Here is a 16,536-nt window from a genome sequence, read left to right on the forward strand (position 1 = left end):
TACGTGCAACGCGCTATGCCGCCAACGGCAGCGTAATCAGCATCGTGGTGCCATGCGATGATGTGGATTCCACACTGAGCATGCCGCCATACCGGTTGGCTACATCGCGGGCCAACGCCAATCCCAAGCCATAGCCCTGATGTTCGGTGCCATCGTCGTCACGCGCGAATCTGCGGAACAGTCGTTCCGGGTCCGAGCCGATGCCGCTTCCGCAATCGGTGACACGAATGGCCACATCGCCGTGATGATGATAGCCGAGCGATACCGTAACCGCAGACTCCGCCGGCGAATGTGCGATGGCGTTATCAAGCACCGCCACTAGACAGCGCGAAAGCCCAACCGCATTGCCACGCACCACAAAGTGCGACGGATCACCGTCAATATGCGTGCGCAATTCCACGCTTCGCTTATCCGCCAGAGGCCTGACCGAATCCACGGACTGACCGATCACCCCGGCGAGCGCCACCGGCTCGGTGTCCACGGCACCGCGTGCGGCCACCAACAGGTCCGTAATAATGCCATTCATGCGGTCCACATCACCGCGCAAATCGACGATGACACTGTCAATCGGCTGCCCATGAGCACGTCGGAACTCAATCAGATCAATGCGCGTGGAAATCACCGCCAACGGCGTCTTCAGCTCGTGGCTGGCGTCCGCCACGAAATCCTTCTGCAGTTCGAAGGCATGCTCAAGCGGCGCAACCTCCTTACGCGAGTAATACCGCCCCACCAAGGCCACTGCCGCAATCACACCGAGCACAAACAGCACAGTGAAGCCCACGGCCTTTTTAGTGTCGATCACCATCATGCCGGAACCGAATTGTTCGGTAACGGACATGGCGTTCGGATCGAGGCCACGCTCAGTGAATTCATGGCGCGAGCCGAGCAGCACGCCAGCCACGAATATCACCCCGCCGACTACCGTAATCACCGTCATCGCAATGGTCATGCGCAGACTGATCAGTCCGGCCACAGTGCCGGCATGATGATGGTGATCACGCTGCACTTGCTTGTCACTTGTCATCATCCACGCTCCCTCATCAATGGTTCGTGAAGCTCATGGGCTGCCATGCCATTCATACGTCTAGTCCCGCGGCTGCCCGATGCGATATCCCTTGCCGCGCACGGTGGCGATGATGCCGCGCGTGGTTTTGCCGCGCACATACGATACGTACACGTCCACGGCACCGATATCACTGCCAGTTGAGAACGCGTTCTTCAGCAGCTCCTCCCGGCTGAACACATGATCCGGTGCTGCGGCGAGCGCGGCCAGCAGCTTCGATTCCACATCGGTTAACGGCACAGTGCGCCCGTCCGGATCCTCGATGATGTTGGCGCTGGGTTTCAGCAGCCAATCGCCGATCATGACGCTCGCCGCCTGTGCATGGAAGCCGCGCAGCAACGCTCGCAATCGGGCCTCAAGTTCAACCACATGGAATGGTTTTGTGAGATAATCATTGGCTCCGGCGTCGAGCCCATCCACAATATCGTCCACTTCAGCGAGCGCAGTCAGCATCAATGCGGGAGTCGCAACGCCACCGCTGCGTAACGATCGGATCAGATCCAACCCATCGCCATCCGGCAAACGGCGATCGACGATCAGTGCATCATAGGCGTCTGCGGCAAGGCGTGCTCGCGCATCGGTAATCGTCCGCACCCAGTCCACGCGATAGTCGAGACCAAGCATTTCCGAAGTCATCGATCCCAAGTTCGGATCGTCTTCAATAAACAGCACTGCCGGCAGCAGCAGTCGCTCCGGATCAGTCGCGTATTCGTTCGCCGTCGTCATTATTACTGTGTCCCGATAACAAGAGCCTTTTCTTACGGTTATATCAGATCGCCAACCGTCTAAGAGACCGCTAAGAAACGCTCACGGATTGGCGCAATACCGTAGGAGAAGTAACGTGCGCACTATGAGCAATACGGAGCATGTGTTCACCGCGAGCGGGGTGACCTGTATCGTGCCGGCGCAGGGTAAGCGACGCACGATTTTCGACAATCTTGAGTTTGCGATAGCCCCCGGTGAGATTGTGGATCTGGTCGGTCCATCCGGTTCCGGTAAAAGCAGTCTATTGACCGCGTTCGCGCGACTCAATCCGCACGCGAACGGTTCGTTTGCACTTGCCGGGCATGATTCCGGCGAGTTCACGCCGCAGCAATGGCGGTACGAGGTGGCGTATCTGCCGCAGAAACCGATTCTGCCGGGTGAGACGGTGGCCGAGGCAATCCGCTTGCCGTTCACGTTGGTGATTCGCGCAGGAGCGAGTGGAATCGGCAATCAGAATGTTGGTGGCGCGACAGTCGCTGAGGTAACCGATGCGGCAACTGCCGCCAGCGCCGTCGCACCAGTCTCTGCATCCGCTGTTACTGCAGGCCGCTCAGCGAATACTCCGCATCGCATCGGGAAAATTGGCTTGGGCCGCAAATTCATGGCCCTGTTTCGCAACAATGATCAGCAGGCGCGCAAACTGCTCACTGATCAGAAGATTCGTATGACGCTGGATGCGATGGGCTGCGAGGATATCGACCTCGCCCGCCCGCCACATGACCTGTCCGGCGGCCAAGCGGCACGCGTCTCCTTGGCACGCACGCTGCTGAGCGAGCCGAAAGTGCTGTTGGCAGACGAAGTGGATGCCGGCTTGGATGACGAGAATGCCGAGAAAGTGGCGGATATCATGGCCGAGGCCGCAGCCCAAGGCATGGCGATTATCCGCATTCGCCATCGCCCGCCGGACGGCCGCGCATCCAGAATCGTGACGTTGGCCAACGGGACCCTAAACGAAAAAGCTGGTGAACAGGCATGACCGGTAACGCATACGACATTGATATCTGGGGCCTCCTGGTCGCGCTGGTTATGGTGGCCATTGCGGCTGGCATCAGCGAGCTTATGCGCATCAACATCGGCAAGACACTGCTGTGGTCCGCTTGCCGCGCACTATTGCAATTGTGCGCGATGGGCTTCATCATCGGCTATGTAATCCGCGCGAACAATGTGTTTCTGGTGTTCGCGGTGATTGCGGTGATGCTGGTGGCCGCCGTGCAGATCACGCTCTCGCGCGCCAAAGGTGTGCCGAAAGGATTGGCTGGGCCGGTGCTGCTGAGCCTGACCATCACGATGCTGCTGATGATTTCACTGGTCACCGAACTCGTGGTGCGGCCGCACCCATGGTATGCGCCGCAGCTGGTGGTGCCGCTGACCGGCATGCTGCTCGGCAATACGGTCTCGGCATTGGCTGTGGGCTTGAGTCGGTTCTACGAAAGCATGAATGAGCGCCGTGATGAGATCGATACGCTTCTGGCGTTGGGCTCCACGGCTTGGGAGGCCGCTCGCCCGTCCATCGTCTCTTCGATTCGACTGGGCCTGTTGCCCACCACAGCCACATTGGCGTCTTGCGGTATCGTGACCATCCCCGGCATGATGGCCGGTCAGGTCATCGCCGGCGGCGACCCGCTTGAGGCAGCCAAATACCAGTTCGTGGTATTCGCGGCCATCGCCGCGCTGACGCTGGTAGCCGACAGTCTCATCATGGCGATGGTCTACCGCACCTGCTTTACCGCCGACGACCAATACAGGCCCCCGGAAATGCGGTAGCGGGCAAGGAACAATACGCCAGCAAAGCCCAAGCAAACACTAAACCCGACCTCCCTCGTTGTACCGCTCGCGCACATTATGATGAATAACTAACGCACACGGTATCAATCAAGGGAGAGCATGATGGTCGGGCCTGAAGATGCATATGTGAAAATACCGGCATTGGCTCATGCCACGAGACTCGGCTGGAACTACCACTCCATCAAATGAGATAACCGCGGCGCCGATTCCACTTGCCCCAACATAGGCATATCACCACGTTATCCGTAGACGGCCAGGCGGGAGGCCACCGAGAAACAGCGAGAGCACTTTCACTATGATAGGCATTACCACGCAGTGGATAATGACACCTTCACTATTACCGATAGTCGGCTATCCGCACAAGGCCGCGCTGAGCAACAACAGCAAAACCTGCCCCCCCCCCCACGTTCGTCCTGCAAGGTGAATCCTTCCTTCACCACTGGTTCAATCGGACCAAGCCGGTCGTTAGCGAAACGCGCGTCCTCAACCGGGAATACGCCTGAGAGGCTCTGGCTTCGTTGTTTACTCTGAATCATCGATAAGAACCTCACCGGAACCTCTCTCATCAGGCATAAATATCATAAGTATTCGTTTAGGAATATTTATGATATACTGATATTCGGAAACGCAATCAAGGAAAGGAAAACAATGGGCGAGCAACTCGGAGAAAGGATGAGGTCACTGATGAAACAGTACGGCATTACACAAGCCCAGCTTGCCGGATATGCAGGTACATCTCAGTCGAGCATATCGAAGTATTTATCTGGAGCGCAGGAACCAGGAGGAGAAATACTTGCGAATATCGCAACAGCGCTTCATACGACTTCAGCCGAGCTACTAGGCAAACCGGAACCTACAATCAGCACCTCATTCGGATTCGTCAAGGAATACTGCGCACGACACGGTGGAGATCTGACCGAAGACGAAGTGGCCGAGCTTATCACGACTTTGCTCGCCGCGCGAAAGGAACGAAATGATACAGATCGATGATCCCATGTACACCATGTTGAAGTGGAACGTCGCGAGCGCGTTCAAACAGCTGGGATTCATTCGCGTGCCGATAGATCCAGTGGAACTTATGGCATCAGCAGGCATCCAAGTAATGCCATACTCAATCGCTTTCGACACAACGAATTTCGACGATATCGTAATGCTATCCGGGTGTCCGAGCGGCATATCATTTACGCTCCAAGGCACAAACGGAGAGACCAGACTAGCAGCATATAACAACTACGAGCCACATGGACGAAACCGTTTTACCACTGCGCATGAAGCTGGTCATTGCTTCCTTGGTCACAAATGTGATAGTCCATTAGCTGAACGGCAAGCGAATTTTTGGGCCAGATACGCCATTGCGCCTCCAGCACTCATCCATCATATGGGATTGCAATCCGGTTCCGAAGTGGCTGAACACTTTGGACTTTCCAATGAATGTGCCAGCAATGCATTTGACGCCTACCTGAAATGGTTAAGACATCGGTCAGAGAACGAAGACATTGACGGCAGCATCCTTGAACTGTATATGAAAGGACTCCTAATCGAAGAGCGCGATAACAAGCTCTTGATTGAGCAACAGACAGAGGTAGCACCAATGCATTTAAGAAATTGAGGGCATTCCTGAAACGCCAAGGCGAATCAAAAAACACCCTCCGCGAAGATGCACGCACCCTCACACTGCAATTTGATTATGCAGCATCTTCCGGAAAACACTCAAGTGATTCTCGCAATACGAAAGACACTTGACATTAATTCGTAAAGGGGACTTGCTGTGTCCGACACAAAATCAGCTTATTCATCAGCATCCAGGCACTACATCGAAGACATCGTTCCCGGCTCAGAAAAAGAGCAGGAACGTCATCGAAAAGCCAAAGAACGCGAGACAAAACATAATGATGATTGGATTCAACGTTCCGTCAACATCAATGACATCGTCGACAAGTTCACACCAGGTGCCGTAGGGCGAAGGAAAGGGTACAAAGTCAAATACGTCGGTAAGGACTATATCGTCCTCGCCGACATGATTGCCGGTTACCTTCGTATCATCGACAAACATACCGGCGGGTTCGTTACATTGGACGGAACAGTGAGCAAAGACGGCAAAGAGACCCATTTCAAAATTCTCAAGCGGAAGGACATGTGATCAGCATGGAAGCGACCCTGTTTCATGATTTCGACAACGTCACCTCGTATTACGGAAACATTCCTAATCGTCCGATGCAACCTGATGGGCATGTTGAAGTGTACAAGATGCGCGAGTCCGACCGTGACCCGATGGATGAGGACTTCACTGATGCCGTCAACCGCGTATGCGATACGACGCTTGGTTATGGCGATGTGGATTTCTTCGATGCGAAGCAATGCAGGCTGCTAGCTGGGTGGCTAGAGGCTCGTCTGGAGCAGCCTATCACTCCACGCTTGGCAGAAATTTATCGCAAACTTGACGACTTCGCCCGACGTGCGGTTCAGTACAACACTGGCGTAGTTATCGAACTATAGAGGTACCGAAATTGAAAAGTACATATAAGCTGATCGGCGTGTTCTGGGATCATCGGCCAGAATCAAACACCTCATTGGAACCGATTGATTACGATCCGTTCTACCTCGAAGCCGGACATCCTGACTGTCTTTTCGACTGTATCGGCAAGCGCCGGTACATCACGCTGAGCAAACTGCTGGCTGCGGACTCAGAACAGACTGTATCTACGCTCACCACACAATTGGTAGACTGCACCGGCATCGCGGTACTCTGCGACTATACGCCGACATCGCAAGGATGCGTTCCACAACGATTCTTCCGCCATCGCGTACGCCAGATATTACAGCTCTTGGAGAGCATACTGCCCAATGCCTCCATAACTTTGATGCGGCCACCTGATATGAAGCTGGTCGCCTGATGGATACGCTCATGGAACTGCTGGATTTGATTGGCGAATACCAGCGTTATCTGAAACAGAATAACGTACTTCTCGACAGCGAAGGCTTCCCCCTAATGCGTCGTGAATGGTACCTTGAGATCCCGGATAATGATGAATGGCCGAAACTAATCATTCCGTTCCGCGACCGCAAGTCATCGCTCGTCCTTGATCCGTCTCATACGGTGCTGTGCTTCTACTGCGCAGACAATCGAATTTATCCACGATTAGAACAGGTATTGATCGAGCTGGATGAATACCGACAGTTCATGGGTGTAATCGGCGCCGATGTGACCATCACCGAGGACATGGACATCGAATGTCAGCAAGCAACTATTCTGCTCAATCAACTGTTCGGTGCCGTTCTCGCGGTCAACGGAATCAAAATTGTGCAGAATCTGCGTATCGGCCTGCCTTCAACATTGAGATGCCTGCTCAATGTACCGGAAGACATCATGTGCGCTTCTGGCACTCTGGGCTGCGAACTCACCGAAGACAGCGATTATTCCTATGCAGTCAAGCTCCATACGCTCAAACCGTCTCGCGTGATGCTCTACGGAAGATACGACACCGTCATGGAACAACAACTCAATGCGGCTGGCGTTCCACACCGATGGTATAAGGACGCACATACCTTATACAAGCAACAAAAAAGAGCGATAACAAAGATTCAGCAAGTCATAAAACAACGTCGCGAGAACCTTGACGAGGACAATGTGATGCTCGATAAGGCCTGGCACGATATGGTGGAAGCCTGCGCTCAGAACATATCCGCCACCGTCGCATTCATTACAAATGAATGTTCAGTTGATGACATGAACTATCTGAGCGAGGTATTTGACGAACTCATCTATCAGGCTCAAAGCCCCGAGCTGGTATCCGCTATCGCGAAAGCATCCTTTCAGTATCCCGATTCCGATAAACAGTATTTTCTGAAAGTCCTAAGTGAGTCCGTCTCCGATTGCGGCAACCTTGCCGTCCAGTCCGCTTATTGCAAAGCGAAGGAGAACAGGAAAGCACTTTCGAATTAATCCACTGCATGCGGTAGAACTTTGACAGTTCTACCGCACCTGTTTCATCACCGACGACCAATACAAGCCCCCGGAAATGCGGTAGCGGGCGGTTGAGCGCCACTTCCGGACGCGAGATACGCGAAAACTCTCACTAAGTATGCGGTTCAACGAAGCATTCGCATACTTAGTGAGGGTTTCAGCAGCATTGCCCCGCCATAGAGGACACCTGCGGTGCAATCAGGCCGTTACGCCAACTTCTTGTAGGCTTCCTCGTCGACTGGTTCAAGCCATTCGTTGGAGGCGCCTTCCTTCTTGGGCATGATCGCCACGTGGGCGAACGCCTCGGTGGGTGCGGCACCATGCCAATGCTTGGTTCCCGGCGGAATGTACGCCACATCGCCGGGCTTCAACTCGACTGGCTCCTGGCCTTCGATCTGGTAGTAGCCGCGGCCGCCCACAGCCAGCAGAATCTGGCAGACACCATGATGGATATGCCAGTGGTTCGTGCAGCCGGGCTCGAAGGTCACATTGGCCACGTTCACCTGATCGTCACCGGCAAGCGGTGCAAGATAGCTTTGCCCCTCGAAGTACTGAGCGTATGCGTCGTTCGGTTTGCCCATCGGGAATGCGCTCGGATTGTCCATTGCTGTTCCTTTCGAATCAACAGGCTGAGTTTTTACAGATTGAGGCCGGAGACCCACTTGGCCAGCTCGGATTCCTTGACGTTTGCGGCCAGACGGCGGCCCGCCACCCAACGCGCAGCCGGCGCGGAATCATGCAACTGCACGCCGTCGGCACCACGCGTGCTGGAACCCGAAGTAGCGAACGTCACGATGGTCTTACCGGCCCAATCCTCGCTTTCAAGGAATGTGCGCACCACGCGTGGAGCGGTCTCCCACCACAGCGGATAGCCGACGAACACCACGTCATATGGCTTCACATCAATCGGCTTGGCCAACGCCGGTCGCATCTCGCGGTGCTTATGCTCCACCGACGAACGGCTGGACACATCACGCCAATCCACATCGGCCGCGGTATACGGTTCCGCCGGTTCGATCTCGGTCAGATCCGCACCAATCGCTTTCGCCAAACGTTCCGCCACGGCCCGTGTAGTACCAGTGACGGAGAAGTATGCAACCAGAATCCTCTTGCTCATATCGATTCCTCCCATCACAATGTTCAGCTCCATTGAATCGCCGATACCCTCATCCGTCCAATAGAAAACAGCAATGATTTGCTATGCGCAAAATGCATGATTGCCGCCGCAACCAGCTGACATCAGTGTCTTAGCTTCACATAAGCACGCATGCCATAGCGTAAGCGACATGAACATTGCAACGATTACGCAGTGCCCGGTTTCCACGGGCGGATTCATTGGCGCTATCACCAACTGGCTTGTCGGGCTCATGTCCGTGATGGGCTGGCTTGGCACCGGCATCGCCGTGTTCCTTGAAAACCTGTTTCCGCCGATTCCCAGCGAAGTCATTTTGCCATTGGCTGGCTTCACGGCGGCACAAGGCCGCATGACCCTCATCGAAGCCATTGCCGGCGCGACCATCGGCTCCGTGATCGGAGCACTGGTGTTGTATGGCATCGCCTATGCGATTGGCGCTGAACGTATGCGCAAATTGTTTGATTCGATGCCGCTCACCGACGCTTCCGACATCAACAAGGCCAACGATTGGTTCGCGAAGTATGGATTGGTCTCCGTGCTCATCGGCCGCGTGATTCCAATCGTGCGTTCGCTGATTTCAATCCCAGCCGGTATTGCCCGCACGAATCTCATGAAGTTCACACTGCTCACCACGCTGGGTTCTGCGGTATGGAACACGATTCTGGTCATGGCCGGTTACGTGCTGGGTGCGAGTTGGTGCTCAATCCTAGGATTCCTTGATAAGTTCCAGTACGCGGTGGCAGCCATCGTGGTGGCGCTGCTCGTCTGGTATGTGGTGGCGAAAGTGCGCTCACACCTTGAAGCCGTGCAGGAATGATTCCGCTTTGGCCTCGTCGGTGCGATACGCTTTGCCGTATTCGTCGATGAGGCCATGGAATTCCTGCAATCCGGCAACGTCCAGCTCTGTTTCCAACACAATCGGAGCGAATGCCTTGTGAAACGCGGGATAGCCGCCCGGCACATCGAACCCGAGAAACGCGAAGAGTCGCCGCGCATACGTATCCGCCACGAATGCTCGGCGGCCGAACACATACAGCACCAGATCATCCGCGGTCTCCCCGCCGATGCCGAACAATCCCAACAGTTCTGCGCGCAACCCATCATCGTCGATATCCGCCGCGCCTTCCGGCCGCGCGCCGCATCGTTCGATATACCAGCGACTGAGCGATTGCAACGTCTTCGCCTTATTCCGGTAGAACCCGGACGGGCGAATCAAATCCTGAAGAGTCTCCGGCTCCAATGACGCAATCGCATGCGGTCCAAGCGCATTAACCGCTTTCAGCGCGTGCAACGATCGATCGACATTCCCCCATGCGGTGTTCTGCGTCAGCACTGCACCGACCATGATTTCAAACAACGTCTCCGCCGGCCACCAGCCAGTTGGCCCCATGTGCTGGAGCATGGTGCCATACAACGATTCCAATGCGGCCGCGGACGGCACCCGCCTGTTACTCAACGCCGAGTTCCTCTTTAAGCCACTGCCGTTCGGCATCGATTTCGGCATCGTGCACCATAATGATGGCACGACGGTATTTGTCTTGTACCTTGTCGTTGTCAATCGGCCCCTCGCCATCGCTGTACAGGCGTCGCACATCGGACTCAAGCAGGTCAAGACGACGTTGCAATACGACTCGGCGGTCGGCTTCGTCGGGAATCACCGAAAGGAACGACATGACTACCGCCCACTTGGTGATGTTGGTGAGATTGTAGCCGCCGGTTTCCTTCAGCTCCTCGATAAGCTTCTCGCGACCGGCTTCCTCAAGGTGGAATTCACGCAGACGGCGACCGTTCACTATGTTGAAGGTCTCGCCGATATAACCGGCCTTGACGAATTTGTTCGTCACCGAATGCAAAGTACCGTCGGAAACCGCCTGCATATAGCCTTGCAGCTGCTCCATCTTCTTGCGCAGACGGTAGCCGCATAAGGGTTCCTCAGAGAGGAAGCCCAATGTCATGAGTTCTATCGTGTTCATCATACCTTCCATGATATCTCAAGTCGAGATATCTCAGAACGACACGCCCGGAGCGAAAGACTTTGCATACATCAGAACCCTTGCAATTCCAACGATTTTCAAATCGATATAAACCTTTCCGATATATCTCAGTTTGAAATATCTCTCATTGAGGTGCATACTGGCATCAACGCGAACGCAACGGAACACCAACCAAAGCAATCGCAAGGCAGTGAGAAATACACACCCATATCGAAAGGACTCATCATGAGCAACATCACCATCTTCGGCGCAGGCAACATCGGTTCCGCAGTGGCGGGCATCGCCGTCAAGTCCGGCGCTTCCGTACAGGTCATCGACCGCAACCCGGACAAGGCCGCCGCAGCAGCCGACGGCGTCACCGGAGCCAAGTTCGGCGAGGCCACCGTTTCCGGTGACATCGTGGTTCTGGCCCTCCCGTTCCCGGCCTACGACGAAGTGCTCGCCACCTACGCCGACCAGCTGGCCGGCAAGACCGTGGTGGACGTGGCCAACCCGATCGACTTCACCACCTTTGACCTGGCTCTGCCGGAAGGCGCAAAGTCCGCCGCCGAGTACGTAGCCGCCAAACTGCCGAACTCCAAGGTGGTCAAGGGCTTCAACACCACTTTCGCCGCCACCCTTGCCACCGGCGAGAACGATGGAGCCCCGACCGTGGTGCAGCTTGCGGCCGACGATGAGGATGCCAAGAAGTCCGTCGCCGCATTCATCGAGGCCGGCGGCTTGAAGACCGTGGACGCAGGTCCGCTGAAGCGCGCCCAGTACCTTGAGGGCTACGGCGCCCTGCAGATCATCCTCGGTGTGACCGAGCAGACCCCGTGGACCGGCGGCTTCAAGGTCGTGAAGTAAGACTCTCCTACAGAGAATCGCTTCGATAAGGAACACTGAGGAATCAGACTGAGACAACCATACGCAGCATCTCCAGAACCCTTGATCGTTCAAGGTTTTGGAGATGCTGCGTTTATACATTATGCGAGCGCTCTAACTGCACGAGTCATACGTGGAACGATTCGCCGTAGGTTATGCCACACGCGTATGGCCTCGAAACTACGCCAGACGGATATGTCAGGCAGATATGGCGAAAACCCAAGTAAATACGTAATCCAGAACCGTCATCGAGCTGAACGAATCGTCGCGATGCAAGGAATGCTGATCAACGCCAGCAATGCCGCGCCGATAAACACCGGACGGTAGGTTCCGCAAATCGCATATACGGACGAGGTAATCACTGCGGCCAGAATCATGCCGGAGGTGTTGGCGAGGTTCAATATGCCCAGCCCTTTGCCGGCCTCGTTCTTATTAGGCAACACATCAATGCTCAACGCCTGATTGCTGGCGTTATACGTGCCGTACCCCAGTCCGGCCAGCACACCGTAGATATAGAATCCCTGCACCGACGGCATCAATCGGGGAGCAAGAAACCCGCAGGCGAGCAATACCGCCGCGATAATCAGCAGCGGCTTTCTTCTTCCCCATCGCTCCGCAATAACACCGCTGACGATCATGCCGGTCAGACTGGCGATCATGGTACATGATGACAGCACTGCGATAGTGGCTGCGGCTTGTTTAGCATTTTGCCCAAGATAGCTTTCGAGAATATAGAGCTGGTAGGCGAACACCATGTTGTATGCCAGCATCAGGCAGAACCGGCCAATCAACGCCTTATAGAAATCCGACGCACCCCGGATAGGTGGCTGGAAGCTTTTCAGCATCGCCTTCACACCGTTTCCAGCTTTCGGCAGGTTCTCAGCGGAAGGTTCCTTGGGCCAGATCGATACGACAATCAGCCCATCCAATGCCAAAAGACATGCGGCGACGGCGAAACCGATGGTTTTCCGTTCGTGAAACAATGCACCGAGCATTGTGCCGAAGGCGTTGCCCATAGTGATGCCCAAACCGTAGGCTACGGACATGCGCACGCGAAGGTTGCCGGGAATCCTATCCGACAACGTGGCAAGAGCCGGCGACAGCAATGCGTTGAGGAACAGCTGCAAACCACACCAAGCGGCGATAATGGTAGCCGCATGCTGTGCGACCGAAACCAAAAACAGGCAGGTGCCCGATGCGATTGCGCCGGCGATCATGAATGGTGTACGACGTCCGAACCGCGAGCGCGAACGATCAGACAGTGAGCCGAAGATGATGTTTGCGCATAATGCCACGACCGCACCTGCCGCGTTTAACTGCGCAATCAGGCCATTGGGATTGGCGAATCCGTCGTCTTTGAGGCGTTGCGGCAGCAACACCATGCTGGCGGAGTTGAAAGCCGTCACCCACAGCAGACCGCAGATGAAGAATCCCGCAAGGAATCGAATCATATGCAGCATGGGGAGAGTGATCTGGGATGGAGCATCTTCCTCATATTGCATTGGCAAAGAGTCCGATTTCATTCAGAACGATCCTTGCCAAATGCCACACGTCGGATGCCCTCGCGCAAATCATCCACGTTCTTGGGCTCTCCGCCTAACGCCCGATGCAGGGTAAGCCCCTCGATCATGGCATCCAGCAACGCCACGGTACGTGCGTCAAAGAACCGGCCCAGTTCCTGCTGCACGGCACCCATCCAGCGGTCGCTGATGTCACGGAAAGAAGCGTCACGGGCGGCAAGTGTGTACAACTCAAAGGTGATGATAGTGTCCCGTTCGGTGGCGAGTACGTCATGTTCAACACTGTCGGCTATGGCTTCGCATGCCTCCTCGGGCGTGCGCGCCGCGTTCATTCGCGCCGCAAACAGTGCGATGGAGCGGTCAGCGAACTGGTCGAATGCCTGATGCAGCAAATCATGCATACCATCGAAGTGATAGGTCATGGGTCCAAGCGGCACATGTGCTTCGGCAGCCACCACGCGGTGCGAAGTGCCGGCCACACCGCGATCGGCGATCACGGTCAGACATGATTCGATGATACGTTGCTTGCGTTCTGGATCCACACGTTTGCGCGGCGTTTCGACACTGTCTTCCATATCAACCGACCCTACCCACGCATAGGTACATCCGTACACAAGGCGAGACGAACAAGAGATCATACCCAACAACGCAAAGCATCACACCGCATCACACCCTATGGCCCTGTCTTGTGCGACAGCTATGCCAGCTACAGGATATTGAGATACCGACCGGTAACGCTTTTTGGATTGGCGGCAATCTGCTCAGGCGTACCTTCAGCCACGATCCGGCCACCTGCCATGCCACCACCCGGACCAAGATCGATCACCCAATCAGCATTGGCGATAACGTCCAAGTCATGCTCGATAACCACCACGGTGGCCCCACTTGCCACCAGCCGGTCGAATACGCCCAACAGCACACGTACATCAAGCGGATGAAGGCCGATAGTCGGTTCGTCGAATACGAATACGGCGTCCGACTGCGCCTTGCCCATCTCGCTGGCGAGTTTCAAGCGCTGAGCCTCACCGCCGGAAAGCGCAGGCGTCGGCTCCCCCAACGTCAGATAACCAAGTCCTAAGTCATGCAACGTAGTCAGTCGTGCATGCACTTTTTTCATGTCACCGGTTACGGCCAAAGCTTCGTCCACGCTCATCGCCATCATCTGCGGCAAGGTCAACGAACGCTCAACCCCTATGTTCGACGTTTGCGCCGTGTGTTCTGCCACGGCGGAAGAACCCTGACTATCCGCAACGGATACTGCGGACTTGCGCACGACTTTACTTTTCGTTGTCTTGATGACGCGATGGATCCTGCCGGCTTCAGGCGCATACCGGGAGCCTCGGCAATCCGGGCATGCAATGGTCACGTCCGGCAAAAACTGCACGTCCAGCGAAATGGAGCCGGTGCCGTCGCAGGTGGGGCAACGCAAACGACCGGTGTTGTAGGAGAAGTCACCGGCCTTATATCCACTCGCTTTGGCTTCTTCCGTACGGGCGAAAGTTCGTCGCAATTCGTCATGGATATCGGCGTAGGTAGCCACCGTAGAACGAACGTTGGCGCCAATCGGCGTGGCGTCGATGAGGTTGGCGCGTGCGATACCGTCCGCATCAAGCTTGCGAACATGCTGAGGCAGCGATGCTCCGGCTGCAGCAGTTTGAAGCGCCGGAATCAGCGTTTCCAAAACCAACGTGGTCTTTCCCGAGCCAGACACGCCGGTGACCGCTACCAAACGTCCGCGTGGAATGTCCACGGTAAGCGGCTTGACCGTGTGCAGCGGCCCGGTTTCCATATGGATGCGCCCGAAAGCGAATATCTCCGCGTTTCCTGACACCGGAGATTCAACTGAACCGTCAATCTCCACAGCAGTATCGGCGACTTGTCGTCCTTCGGCCGTCTCGGCATCGACTGCCGCAACACGTTGTGCCCGTATGCGCCGCTGTCCGGATTCCAGGAGAAAAGGCGCAATACGGCTGGCAGCGGTATGTTCCACATCGCTCACCGTGCCCTGCGCGATCACGTGGCCTCCATCGACACCGGCAACCGGACCCATTTCAATCAGGTAATCGGCCGCCTTGAGCACGCGCACATCATGGTCGACCACCACCACGGAGTTGCCATCCGCCACCAAATCATGCATAACGCCGAGCAGTCCGTCCACATTCGAGGGATGCAGACCGATGGACGGCTCATCCAGCACATACAGCACGCCGGTGGTGCGGTTGCGCACGGCACGCGCCAATTGCACGCGCTGGCGTTCGCCGGTGGACAGGGTCGCTCCGGCACGGTCGAGCGAGAGGTATCCAAGGCCGAGTTCCAGCAGACGACGGGCCACGTCAAGGAACGATTCGCAGATGTTCGTGGCCATCGATTGCATTTCAGACGGGAGCGAATCGGGTACGCCGCGCACCCACGTCACCGCATTGTCCAAGGTCATGGCGGTGACTTCAGCCAAATTCAGCCCAAGAATTTGTGGTGCGCGGGCAGCCGCGCTCAACCTGCTGCCGCCGCAGTCCGGACACGGCTTTTCTTCCAGAAAACGCGCCACACGCTTCAACCCCTGCTCGTCCTTGGCTTTGGCGAGCGCATTCTCCACCGTGTAGACAGCGTTGTAATAGGTGAAGTCGAGTTCGGCGAAGTCGTCCGCTTTCTTGGAACGGTAGAGGATGTGCTTCTTGACGGCCGGCCCGTTGAATACAATGTCACGCTCTTCAGGCGTGAGATCCCGGAATGGCACGTTGGTGCGCACGCCCATCGCCCCGCACACCTGCTTCATCAGATCCCACATCAGGGAGCCCCACGGCAGTACCGCGCCGTCGTCGATGCTTTTCGATTCGTCCGGCACCAAAGCCGCCCGGTTCACCTCACGCACGATGCCGGTGCCGGAACAGGTGGGGCACGCGCCGCCGGAATTGAAAGCCAGCGATTCCGCACCGGGGGCTTGGAACTCCTTGCCGCAGTGCCCGCATACGATGGGCAGTTCGGCGGCCACATTCATCGTGGGCTGTTGGCGTGCCCCGCAATGCGGACACACATGCGAAGCGCAGCGGGAGAACAGCAAACGCAAGCTGTTCAGCAGTTCGGTCATGGTGCCGAAGGTCGAACGTATGCCAGGCACCGCAGGCCGCTGATGCAGGGCAAGCGCAGCTGGTACATGCAGCACTTCGTCTACCTGCGCGCGGGAGGCTTGGGTGAGGCGCCGTCGCGTATAGGTGGACAGCGCTTCCAGATACCGTCGAGAACCTTCCGCATACAGCACACCCAAGGCCAGCGAACTTTTGCCCGAACCAGAGACACCGGCGACGCCCACCAGCTCACCCAACGGCACATTGACATCGATGTTCTTGAGATTATGTACGCGAGCGCCGCGCACCTCGATCACGCTGGGTTTGCTCGCACCGGACTTCGTCATGTTTCCCTGAACAACCATGCGGCCATTGTACGGCCGG

Annotated in this window: 19 protein-coding genes; 10 read left to right on the plus strand and 9 right to left on the minus strand. The window is 56.1% G+C overall.

Annotated features, from left to right (window positions below; translation table 11 throughout):
• Positions 1-13: 13 nt before the first annotated feature.
• Positions 14-1,027, minus strand: a complete 1,014-nt coding sequence (locus G1C97_RS08280; protein WP_169241367.1) for a sensor histidine kinase — start codon at positions 1,025-1,027, stop codon at positions 14-16.
• A gap of 57 nt (positions 1,028-1,084) precedes the next feature.
• Complete coding sequence (locus G1C97_RS08285) at positions 1,085-1,789, minus strand: response regulator transcription factor (RefSeq protein WP_205832575.1); 705 nt, start codon at positions 1,787-1,789, stop codon at positions 1,085-1,087.
• Between the two features lie 124 nt (positions 1,790-1,913).
• On the opposite strand from G1C97_RS08285, the gene G1C97_RS08290 reads away from it, so the two are divergent.
• The 8 genes from G1C97_RS08290 (at position 1,914) to G1C97_RS08325 (ending at position 7,556) form a co-directional block, all read left to right on the plus strand.
• Positions 1,914-2,804 carry an ABC transporter ATP-binding protein gene (locus tag G1C97_RS08290; protein WP_169241368.1) on the plus strand — a complete coding sequence of 297 codons (891 nt, stop codon included), beginning with the start codon at positions 1,914-1,916 and terminating at the stop codon, positions 2,802-2,804.
• On the plus strand, positions 2,801-3,592 hold the full coding sequence (locus G1C97_RS08295) for an ABC transporter permease (protein WP_169241369.1): 792 nt from the start codon (positions 2,801-2,803) through the stop codon (positions 3,590-3,592). The genes G1C97_RS08290 and G1C97_RS08295 overlap by 4 nt, the downstream gene beginning before the upstream one ends.
• A 669-nt stretch (positions 3,593-4,261) precedes the next feature.
• Positions 4,262-4,603 (plus strand): helix-turn-helix domain-containing protein, encoded by a 342-nt coding sequence (locus G1C97_RS08300; protein WP_169241370.1) that lies wholly within the window; start codon positions 4,262-4,264, stop codon positions 4,601-4,603.
• Positions 4,587-5,222, plus strand: a complete 636-nt coding sequence (locus tag G1C97_RS08305) for an ImmA/IrrE family metallo-endopeptidase (protein WP_240951075.1) — start codon at positions 4,587-4,589, stop codon at positions 5,220-5,222. Before G1C97_RS08300 ends, G1C97_RS08305 begins: the two co-directional genes overlap by 17 nt.
• Positions 5,223-5,381: 159 nt before the next feature.
• Positions 5,382-5,753 (plus strand): hypothetical protein, encoded by a 372-nt coding sequence (locus G1C97_RS08310; protein WP_169241371.1) that lies wholly within the window; start codon positions 5,382-5,384, stop codon positions 5,751-5,753.
• Positions 5,754-5,758: 5 nt separating this feature from the next.
• Positions 5,759-6,109, plus strand: coding sequence for a hypothetical protein (locus G1C97_RS08315; RefSeq protein WP_169241372.1), 351 nt, complete (start codon positions 5,759-5,761; stop codon positions 6,107-6,109).
• 11 nt (positions 6,110-6,120) lie between these two features.
• The gene (locus tag G1C97_RS08320) at positions 6,121-6,507 is read left to right on the plus strand and encodes a hypothetical protein (RefSeq protein WP_169241373.1); all 387 of its coding nucleotides are present in this window, start codon (positions 6,121-6,123) and stop codon (positions 6,505-6,507) included.
• An 11-nt stretch (positions 6,508-6,518) separates the two neighbouring features.
• Positions 6,519-7,556: a DUF4417 domain-containing protein gene (locus G1C97_RS08325; RefSeq protein ID WP_169241374.1), complete on the plus strand. Its 1,038-nt coding sequence runs from the start codon at positions 6,519-6,521 to the stop codon at positions 7,554-7,556.
• A 227-nt stretch (positions 7,557-7,783) separates the two neighbouring features.
• On the opposite strand, the gene G1C97_RS08330 is transcribed toward G1C97_RS08325, so the two are convergent.
• Both G1C97_RS08330 and G1C97_RS08335 read right to left on the minus strand, forming a co-directional pair.
• Positions 7,784-8,182, minus strand: coding sequence for a cupin domain-containing protein (locus G1C97_RS08330; protein ID WP_169241375.1), 399 nt, complete (start codon positions 8,180-8,182; stop codon positions 7,784-7,786).
• Between the two features lie 32 nt (positions 8,183-8,214).
• Positions 8,215-8,694 (minus strand): flavodoxin, encoded by a 480-nt coding sequence (locus G1C97_RS08335; RefSeq protein ID WP_169241376.1) that lies wholly within the window; start codon positions 8,692-8,694, stop codon positions 8,215-8,217.
• 169 nt (positions 8,695-8,863) lie between these two features.
• Here G1C97_RS08335 and G1C97_RS08340 point away from each other — a divergent pair, with 169 nt between their 5' ends.
• On the plus strand, positions 8,864-9,529 hold the full coding sequence (locus G1C97_RS08340) for a DedA family protein (protein ID WP_169241377.1): 666 nt from the start codon (positions 8,864-8,866) through the stop codon (positions 9,527-9,529).
• Here the strand turns inward: G1C97_RS08340 and G1C97_RS08345 are convergent.
• On the minus strand, positions 9,503-10,204 hold the full coding sequence (locus G1C97_RS08345; RefSeq protein WP_169241439.1) for an endonuclease III domain-containing protein: 702 nt from the start codon (positions 10,202-10,204) through the stop codon (positions 9,503-9,505). The genes G1C97_RS08340 and G1C97_RS08345 overlap by 27 nt on opposite strands.
• Positions 10,161-10,688, minus strand: coding sequence for a PadR family transcriptional regulator (locus G1C97_RS08350; RefSeq protein ID WP_240951076.1), 528 nt, complete (start codon positions 10,686-10,688; stop codon positions 10,161-10,163). Before G1C97_RS08350 ends, G1C97_RS08345 begins: the two co-directional genes overlap by 44 nt.
• Positions 10,689-10,838: 150 nt before the next feature.
• Here G1C97_RS08350 and G1C97_RS08355 point away from each other — a divergent pair, with 150 nt between their 5' ends.
• Complete coding sequence (locus G1C97_RS08355; RefSeq protein ID WP_335341355.1) at positions 10,839-11,552, plus strand: NADPH-dependent F420 reductase; 714 nt, start codon at positions 10,839-10,841, stop codon at positions 11,550-11,552.
• A gap of 263 nt (positions 11,553-11,815) precedes the next feature.
• Here G1C97_RS08355 and G1C97_RS08360 read toward each other — a convergent pair whose 3' ends face one another.
• The 3 genes from G1C97_RS08360 to G1C97_RS08370 form a co-directional block, all read right to left on the minus strand.
• Positions 11,816-13,093 carry an MFS transporter gene (locus G1C97_RS08360; RefSeq protein WP_169241378.1) on the minus strand — a complete coding sequence of 426 codons (1,278 nt, stop codon included), beginning with the start codon at positions 13,091-13,093 and terminating at the stop codon, positions 11,816-11,818.
• On the minus strand, positions 13,090-13,665 hold the full coding sequence (locus tag G1C97_RS08365; RefSeq protein WP_169241379.1) for a TetR/AcrR family transcriptional regulator: 576 nt from the start codon (positions 13,663-13,665) through the stop codon (positions 13,090-13,092). Before G1C97_RS08365 ends, G1C97_RS08360 begins: the two co-directional genes overlap by 4 nt.
• Positions 13,666-13,796: 131 nt before the next feature.
• The gene (locus G1C97_RS08370; protein WP_169241380.1) at positions 13,797-16,499 is read right to left on the minus strand and encodes an excinuclease ABC subunit UvrA; all 2,703 of its coding nucleotides are present in this window, start codon (positions 16,497-16,499) and stop codon (positions 13,797-13,799) included.
• Positions 16,500-16,536: the final 37 nt, after the last annotated feature.

It is taken from the genome of Bifidobacterium olomucense (assembly GCF_012932375.1).
Classification (GTDB): Bacteria; Actinomycetota; Actinomycetes; order Actinomycetales; family Bifidobacteriaceae; genus Bifidobacterium; species Bifidobacterium olomucense.